The 7,385-nt window shown below is 70.8% G+C and carries 8 protein-coding genes and 1 pseudogene; 5 read left to right on the top strand and 4 right to left on the bottom strand.

From position 1 onward, the window contains the following. Window positions 1-365 (bottom strand): annotated as a pseudogene (locus TSH64_RS35790) (hypothetical protein); the annotation flags it as partial. 97 nt (window positions 366-462) lie between these two features. Beyond that, a complete protein-coding gene (locus TSH64_RS06775) occupies window positions 463-993 on the bottom strand; it encodes a hypothetical protein (RefSeq protein WP_109096087.1) in 531 nt (176 codons plus the stop codon). Between the two features lie 138 nt (window positions 994-1,131). On the opposite strand from TSH64_RS06775, the gene TSH64_RS06770 reads away from it, so the two are divergent. Next, the gene (locus TSH64_RS06770; protein WP_109096086.1) at window positions 1,132-1,605 is read left to right on the top strand and encodes a hypothetical protein; all 474 of its coding nucleotides are present in this window, start codon (window positions 1,132-1,134) and stop codon (window positions 1,603-1,605) included. A 103-nt stretch (window positions 1,606-1,708) separates the two neighbouring features. On the opposite strand, the gene TSH64_RS06765 is transcribed toward TSH64_RS06770, so the two are convergent. After that, a complete protein-coding gene (locus TSH64_RS06765) occupies window positions 1,709-2,716 on the bottom strand; it encodes an adenosine kinase (protein WP_109096085.1) in 1,008 nt (335 codons plus the stop codon). A 165-nt stretch (window positions 2,717-2,881) separates the two neighbouring features. Here TSH64_RS06765 and TSH64_RS06760 point away from each other — a divergent pair, with 165 nt between their 5' ends. From TSH64_RS06760 to TSH64_RS06745, 4 genes are all read left to right on the top strand, one after another. Further along, entirely contained in the window at window positions 2,882-3,355 is a 474-nt protein-coding gene (locus TSH64_RS06760) for a helix-turn-helix domain-containing protein (RefSeq protein ID WP_109096084.1), read from the top strand. Beyond that, window positions 3,352-4,635 carry a beta-ketoacyl-ACP synthase II gene (fabF, locus tag TSH64_RS06755; RefSeq protein WP_109096083.1) on the top strand — a complete coding sequence of 428 codons (1,284 nt, stop codon included), beginning with the start codon at window positions 3,352-3,354 and terminating at the stop codon, window positions 4,633-4,635. The genes TSH64_RS06760 and fabF overlap by 4 nt, the downstream gene beginning before the upstream one ends. Before the next feature lie 139 nt (window positions 4,636-4,774). Next, on the top strand, window positions 4,775-5,470 hold the full coding sequence (locus TSH64_RS06750; protein ID WP_109096082.1) for an EI24 domain-containing protein: 696 nt from the start codon (window positions 4,775-4,777) through the stop codon (window positions 5,468-5,470). A gap of 151 nt (window positions 5,471-5,621) precedes the next feature. Beyond that, the gene (locus TSH64_RS06745) at window positions 5,622-6,497 is read left to right on the top strand and encodes a polymer-forming cytoskeletal protein (RefSeq protein ID WP_109096081.1); all 876 of its coding nucleotides are present in this window, start codon (window positions 5,622-5,624) and stop codon (window positions 6,495-6,497) included. 97 nt (window positions 6,498-6,594) lie between these two features. Here TSH64_RS06745 and nth read toward each other — a convergent pair whose 3' ends face one another. Next, a complete protein-coding gene (gene nth, locus TSH64_RS06740) occupies window positions 6,595-7,230 on the bottom strand; it encodes an endonuclease III (protein ID WP_109452369.1) in 636 nt (211 codons plus the stop codon). Between the last annotated feature and the right edge of the window lie 155 nt (window positions 7,231-7,385).

Genomic DNA, 7,385 nt, shown 5'->3' with positions numbered 1-7,385 from the left:
GCCAGCCAGCGCACCGTGGACGGATCGCCGGAGGAGACCAGCCGTTCGATCTGCTCGACGACCAGACTGCGCAGCGACAACAGCCGCAGGTCGGCCTCGCGTCTCAGCGCCTGCCGCTCCCACCATACCCTGTGACGGAAATCCTTGGAGCCGTAATAGGCCCGCCAGAGGGTCGTCCGGCTGCATCCCATGGCGCGGGCGACATAGAGGAAGCTGCTGCCGCGGGCCAGCATGCCGGCGGCCATGATCCATTGCTCCTCATGGAACTGCGAACCGGGGACCAGCGAGCCGTCCGACGGCACCGGCGGCTCTTCCGCCCACACCGGAAAACGGTCGTTTGCGAGGGTACGGCTGTCGAGGGGCATGGCGTGGCTCCGCGAATGAGGGGGCAGTGCGGAGAGATTATAGGAATTATTTCTTTATTCGGTGGGCTTTTGCAAAAACCGGAAACCGGACGGGGGGTCAGGGCACCGCCGCGTGGAAGAAGACCTGATAGCCGCCCTTCTGCGGGAAGATATGCTCCGCCTCGCGCCGGGCGGACGACATGTCCAGCGCATGCACCACGACCCGGTTGCCGTAGCGCCAGGCCGGGTTCACCGGCTTGCCGGCAGCGCGGGCGGCGGCGGCGACGACGGTGTCGAACTGCGCCTCCGCCTTGAAGCTGCGCCGGTTGCCGCCGGGGGTGCCGAGGACGTGCAGGAAGACCGGCGGTTCCTTGTCCAGTGTGTCGATCTGGCGCTGGAGATGGCTGACCCGCAGTTCGGCGGCGGTCAGACGCCCCCTCGCCTCCTCCAGCCGGTAGGCCATGTCGGCCAGCGCCTCCGTCTCGGCGCGCTCGCGCTCCTTCAGCGGCCGCACCGACTGGCGCAGCCGGTCGAGCCCGGCCACCCGTTCCCAGCTGCGCCGGATGCCGACCCAGCACAGATGGCACAGCATGGCGAGCGCCGCCACCAGCGGCACCGCCGAGTCGAGGATCGTCCGCACCACATCCATCGCCACCCCCGCCCCAATCGAACCCCGCCCCTTAAAGCGGCATCGCCGCCGGCGCCTGCCCTGGCACGCCGGTTGCTGACGTCCAGGCAGCCGGGCATGCAGCAAGGAGCGTGCCGACGTGAGCGGAGGAGGAGGAGCATGCAGACGCCGCTGCTGCTGGTGCTGGAAATGGTCATCATGATGGCCTGCCTCAGCTGGGGCACCGTGTCGATCCTGCGGATCGGCTACCGGATCGCGTCGGTGCAGCGCCGCCGGTCGCAGCTGCATCATGGACGGACGGAGCTGGCCCACACCACCGACTCCCTGCGGCGCGACCTGCGCCGACAGGAAACCGAACTGCGCCAGCTGGAGGACGCGATCGCCGTGCGCAACGCCCAGGCGGCGGACTTGCAGAGCCAGTTGAACGATTTGCGCCGCCAGGGTCCGCGGGAATACACGCTGATGACCGAGCGTTTCGGCGAGAAGGACCGGCTGTGGCTGCTGACCGTCCCGCGGCCCGACCGGCCGGAGCGCTGGGCGGTGGCCGCCCCCGACAGCGGAACGGCGCTGGCGCTGCTGTGCGCCCGGGTCACCGTGCCGGAGCGGCCGGTGGTGGACGACCAATTGAACTGAGCCGGCTGAACTGACGAAAACCGGACCGGAATGAGAACCGGCCGCAGTTGCAAAATGCAGTGCGGCCGGCAACGTTGTCGCGATCTGACAGGCAAATCGCAGGTCAGAGGATGCCCTTGGCGGCGACCAGTTCGCGCAGGTTCACCTCCGGCCGGGCGCCGACATGGCCGATGATCTCCGCCGCGGCGACGGCGCCCAGACGGCCGCAGACCGCCGGGGACAGGCCGCGGGTGTGGCCGAACAGGAAGCCGGCGGCATAGAGGTCGCCGGCCCCGGTGGTGTCGACCACCCGCTCCACCGGCTCGGCCGCCACCTCGACCACCTCGCCGGCCGAGACGATGACGGCGCCCTTCTCGCTGCGGGTCAGCGCCGCCGTCTTGCCCAGCCGCTTCACCGCCGCCAGCGCGTCCTCGAAGCTGTCGGTGCCGTAGAGGGCGCCGATCTCATGCTCGTTGGCGAACAGGATGTCGACATGGCGTTCCACCAGATCGACGAACTCGGCATGGTGGCGGTGGACGCAGAAGCTGTCGGACAGCGACAGCGACACCTTGCGGCCGGCGGCGTGCGCGATCTCCGCCGCCTTGCGGAAGGCTTCCTTGGCGCGGGGCGGATCCCACAGATAGCCTTCCAGATAGGTCACCTGCGAGGCGGCGATCAGCGTCTCGTCGATGTCCTCCGGCCCCAGCTCGACGCAGGCGCCGAGATAGGTGTTCATCGAGCGCTGGGCGTCCGGCGTGACCAGGATCAGGCAGCGGGCGGTCGGCGCCCCGCCCAGCAGCGGCGCGCTGTCGAAGGCGACGCCCGAGGCGCGGATGTCGTGGCGGAACACGTCGCCCAGCTGGTCCTTGGCCACCTTGCCGATATAGGCGCCGCGCCCGCCCAGCATGGCGATGCCCGCCATGGTGTTGCCGGCGGAACCGCCGGAAACCTCGACGCCCGGACCCATGCGGCCATACAGCTCCTCCGCCCGGGCGGCGTCGATCAGCGTCATCGCCCCCTTTTCGATGGTGTTGGCGGCGAGGAAGGCGTCGTCGGCGTGGGCGATCACGTCCACGATGGCGTTGCCGATGCCGGTGACGTCGTAGGCGGCATCCTGGACGGACGTGGTCATAGGCTCTCCTGGGAGATCTTGCGGTCGGTGCGAAGTTGCGGCGCGAGTATAGCCGCCGCCGCCCGCATCACAAGCGCGGCTCGGGCAGGCACTCCCGATGCTCCGCGGCTGTGCCGCCGTCCCCATCGCTTGCATGATGAAAGTGACCGTGCGACAGTCGCCGCCATGCGACGCACCCGCCTGAGCGACGTTCCCTGCCCCATCGCCCGCGGCCTCGACGAGGTCGGGGAATGGTGGTCGCTGCTGATCCTGCGCGACGCGATGTTCGGCCTGACCCGCTTCGACGAGTTCCAGCGCAGCATCGGGCTCGCCACCAACATGCTGACCCGCCGCCTCCAGGCTCTGGTGGAGGCCGGGCTGCTGGAGAAGCGGCCCTACCAGGACCGCCCGCTGCGCCATGGCTATCACCTGACCGGCAAGGGACGGGATTTCCTGCCGGTGCTGATCGCCATGGCCGGCTGGGGCAGCCGCTGGCTGGCGTCCGGCGGGGCGTTCCGGATCGTCGACAGGGACACCGGACGGACGGTCGAGCCGGTGCTGATCGACAGGACGACAGGCGAAGCGATCCGGCCGGAGCGGCTGCGCCCGGACTTCACGATCCCTGCAAAGACGACATGGTCAAAGGACGAAACCGAATGAGACGAGTCGTGGTCACCGGATTGGGCGCGGTCACGCCGCTCGGGGCCGGGGTGTCGGCGAGCTGGCGCGCCGTGCTGGACGGCCGCAGCGGCATCCGCGCGGTAAGGGGAGTCGATGCCGGCGGGATCGATGTCGCCGACCTGCCCTGCCGCATCGCCGGACAGGTGCCGGACAGCGGGGATGCCGCCTTCGACGCCCCCTTCGATGCCGATGCGGTGGTGCCGCCCAAGGACCAGCGCAAGATGGACCGCTTCATCCTGCTGGCGCTGGCCGCCGCGGAGGAGGCGGTGGCCGATGCCGGCTGGCGCCCGGCAGACGCGGAGGCGCAGGAGCGCACCGGCGTGATGATCGGCTCTGGCATCGGCGGCCTGCCGGCCCTGGCCGACGCGGCGCTGACCCTGCATGCGAAGGGGCCGCGCCGCATCTCGCCCTTCTTCGTGCCGTCGACCCTCATCAACCTCGCCTCGGGCCATGTCTCGATCCGCTACGGCTTCCGCGGGCCGAACCATGCCGCGGTGACCGCCTGCGCGACCGGGGCGCATGCCATCGGCGACGCCGCCCGGCTGATCGCCATGGACGATGCCGACGTCATGCTGGCCGGCGGCAGCGAGGCGACGATCTGCCGTCTCGCCATCGCCGGCTTCTGCGCCGCCCGCGCCATGTCCAGCGGCTTCAACGACGACCCGGCCCGCGCGTCGCGCCCGTGGGACCGCGAGCGCGACGGCTTCGTCATGGGCGAAGGGGCCGGGGTGCTGGTGCTGGAGGAGCTGGAGCACGCCAAGCGGCGCGGCGCCACCATCTATGCCGAGGTCACCGGCTATGGCCTGTCGGGCGACGCCTACCACATCACCTCGCCGGCGGAGGACGGCAACGGCGCCTTCCGCGCCATGCGCGCCGCGCTGAAGCGGGCCGGGCTGGCGCCGGACGCCATCGACTACGTCAACGCCCACGCCACCTCCACCCCGGCCGGCGACCCGGTGGAGATCGCAGCGGTCAAGCGCCTGTTCGGCCCGGCGGCGGCGGACCTGTCGATGTCCTCGACCAAATCGGCGACCGGCCATCTGCTGGGCGCGGCGGGCGCGGTGGAGGCGATCTTCGCCATCCTGGCCCTGCGCGACCAGGTCGCCCCGCCCACCCTGAACCTGGAGGCGCCGTCGGAGGGCTGCGACCTCGACCTCGTGCCGCTGCGGCCGAAGGAGCGGCGCATCCGCCATGTCCTGTCGAACAGCTTCGGCTTCGGCGGGACCAACGCCGCGCTGGTGTTCAGCCCCGCACCGTAACGGGAGAGCGGCACAGGCGGCACGGGGGGACTGGAACCCGGCCGCCGGCCACCGTAGATATGCGGGCGGCGGCCCTGCTCCGAAGCCCTGCTCCGACGCCCTGCCCCGCCGCCATTCCCCGCCGCCTTACGGACCGCCGATGATCCGCGCCCTCGTGCTTGCCTTCGCCCAGCTGTCCGACCCGCGCGTGCGCCGGGTGGTGTGGATCGGGGTGTTCGTCTCGCTGCTCGCCTATGCCCTGCTGGCCGCCGGCGCCTCATTGGCGCTGTCGGCGACGCCGCTGACCGGCTATGGCTGGATCGACGCCACCATCGACGTCATGGGCGGGCTGGGGGTGCTGGTGCTGGCGTGGCTGCTGTTCCCGGCCACGGTCGGCACGGTGTCGAGCTTCTTCCTCGACGAGGTGGTGGAGCGGGTCGAGGCGCGGCACTACCCCGGCCTGCCCGCCCCGCGCCAGGCCGGCTGGCTGGAGGAGCTGGCGACGGCGCTGCGCTTCCTGCTGCTGGTGCTGGCGGTCAATCTGCTGGCGCTGCCGGTCTACATCTTCGCGCCCGGCCTGAACCTGATCGTCTTCTACACCATCAACGGCTATCTGCTGGGCCGGGAGTATTTCGAGATGGTGGCGCACCGGCGGATGGACCGCGCCGCCGCCCGGGCGATGCGCCGTGCCAGACCGCTGAAACCTTTTTTGGCCGGGGTCGTCATTGCCTTCCTTTCGACAATCCCCTTCGCCAATTTGCTGGTCCCCGTCGTGGCGAGCGCCTTCATGGTTCATGTCCTACAGTCCATGTCGGCGCCCCTTGCGGCGGGCCGGACGACCGTGATACGCCGCTAGGCGGCACGGCCGCACACCGTCGCCTGCCCGGAAACCGGCCGCCCGGACACCGATTGCGGCGACCGCCTTCCCGGCGGGGCGCCTCCGGCACCGGGCCACACGATTTCCAGGCCATCCCGCCACCCGAATGTCCAGACTGGGGGAACCGCTCATGCTGTTCGGACGAAAGACACCGCCCGCCGCTCCCAAGGCCGACAGCCCCGTCCCGCCGCAGCCGGCTGTCCGTCCGCACACCCCGGGCGAGCCCGGCGCCGTCTCGTCGCCGCTCGCCTCCCTCAACAATACGGGGCTCAACACCCCGGCCCATGCCCCGGCCTCCGCTGTCGCGGCCGGAGCGGCCGCCCCCAGCATGGCCCACGCCCTGGCCGGCACGCAGCACGCCGCCCCGGCCTATCCCGACATGCCTTCCGCCTCGAAGGGACCCGACATGAACAGCATTCCCAAGCCCCCCTCCGCGCCGTCCGTGCCGGGTGCCGGCTTCAAGACCGACGTGCCGCGCCGGGTCGTCGACATGCCCGGCTCCGCCCCGCGCCAGCCGTCGATCCCGATCGCCAACCCGGCCGCCGCCCCCGTCGCCCAGGCTCCGGTCGCGCCGGCCCCCGTCGCCCCGGCCATGCCCGAGCAGCGCCGCCTGACCGTCGGCCGCGACATCTCGCTGACCGGCGAGATCGGCTCCTGCGACGTGCTGGTTGTCGAAGGCACGGTCGAGGCCAAGCTGCGCGAAGGCCGGCTGGTCGAGATCGCCGAGACCGGCCTGTTCAAGGGCTCGGTCGACATCGAGGAGGCCGACATCGCCGGCCGCTTCGAAGGCGACATCGCGGTCCGCGGCCGCCTGACCGTGCGCTCCACCGGCAAGATCACCGGGTCGATCCGCTTCGGCGAGCTGGCGGTCGATGCCGGCGGCCAGCTGGTCGGCGACATCCAGATCTACGGCACCGGCTCCAGGCCCGCCGCCGCGGTCCAGCCGGTGGCCCAGCCCGTGGCCCAGCCCGTGATCGAGCAGATCCCGGCGGCCGAGACCGTCTGACCGGCCCCTGCGACCGGCAGAAACCGCAAGACGCCCGGCTGGCTCTCCGCCATGCCGGGCGTCTTGCGTTTGGGCCAAGCGAGATCAGGCCCCCCAATCAGGCGATGATCTTGTCCTTGAAGGCGCAGAGGTCGGCGACCGGGCAGACCGGGCACTCGGGCTTGCGCGCCTTGCAGACGTAGCGGCCGTGCAGGATCAGCCAGTGGTGGGCATGGCGGCGGTAGAGCTTCGGCACCGCCTTCAGCAGCTTCGCCTCCACCGCGTCCGGCGTCTTGCCGGGGGCGAGCCCGGTGCGGTTGCCGACGCGGAAGATGTGGGTGTCGACCGCGATGGTCTCCTCGCCGAAGGCGACGTTCAGCACGACGTTGGCGGTCTTGCGGCCGACGCCGGGAAGCTGCTCCAGCGCGTCGCGGTCGCGCGGCACCTCGCCGCCATGGCGCTCGATCAGCAGCTCCGACAGGCGGATGACGTTCTTGGCCTTGGTGTTGAACAGGCCGATGGTCTTGATGTACTGGCGCAGCCCCTCCTCGCCCAGCGCCACCATCTGCTGCGGCGTGGTGACGATTTGGAACAGCGGTCCGGTCGCCCGGTTCACCCCGATGTCGGTGGCCTGGGCCGACAGCACCACGGCGACCAGCAGCGTGTAAGGATTGACGTAGTCCAGCTCGCTCCGGGGTTCCGGGTTGGCGGCGGACAGGCGGCGGAAGAATTCCTGGACGGCGGCTGGCTTCATGACCGCCACCATAGCCGCAACGCCCGAGCCTGCGCCAGAGGCGGAACGGGCCAGGGAGAATGGCCGTTTGACGGCGAACGATGACAGCCGCGAAACACTCCGGCGCAGACCGCAGGCCAAACTGCAGCGCTGCGTCGCAATTTGCGACAAAGATC

The sequence above is a fragment of the Azospirillum sp. TSH64 genome (genome assembly GCF_003116035.1).
GTDB lineage: Bacteria > Pseudomonadota > Alphaproteobacteria > Azospirillales > Azospirillaceae > Azospirillum.
Note: the sequence above shows the minus strand (reverse complement) of the source record. Positions and strands in the feature narration are given on the sequence as shown.

Bases quoted from the DNA above. Each gene is read 5' to 3' on its own strand.
- TSH64_RS06775 (WP_109096087.1), bottom strand. From the start codon at position 993: ATGGATGTGGTGCGGACGATCCTCGACTCGGCGGTGCCGCTGGTGGCG.
- TSH64_RS06770 (WP_109096086.1), top strand. From the start codon at position 1,132: ATGCAGACGCCGCTGCTGCTGGTGCTGGAAATGGTCATCATGATGGCC.
- TSH64_RS06765 (WP_109096085.1), bottom strand. From the start codon at position 2,716: ATGACCACGTCCGTCCAGGATGCCGCCTACGACGTCACCGGCATCGGC.
- TSH64_RS06760 (WP_109096084.1), top strand. From the start codon at position 2,882: ATGCGACGCACCCGCCTGAGCGACGTTCCCTGCCCCATCGCCCGCGGC.
- fabF (WP_109096083.1), top strand. From the start codon at position 3,352: ATGAGACGAGTCGTGGTCACCGGATTGGGCGCGGTCACGCCGCTCGGG.
- TSH64_RS06750 (WP_109096082.1), top strand. From the start codon at position 4,775: ATGATCCGCGCCCTCGTGCTTGCCTTCGCCCAGCTGTCCGACCCGCGC.
- TSH64_RS06745 (WP_109096081.1), top strand. From the start codon at position 5,622: ATGCTGTTCGGACGAAAGACACCGCCCGCCGCTCCCAAGGCCGACAGC.
- nth (WP_109452369.1), bottom strand. From the start codon at position 7,230: ATGAAGCCAGCCGCCGTCCAGGAATTCTTCCGCCGCCTGTCCGCCGCC.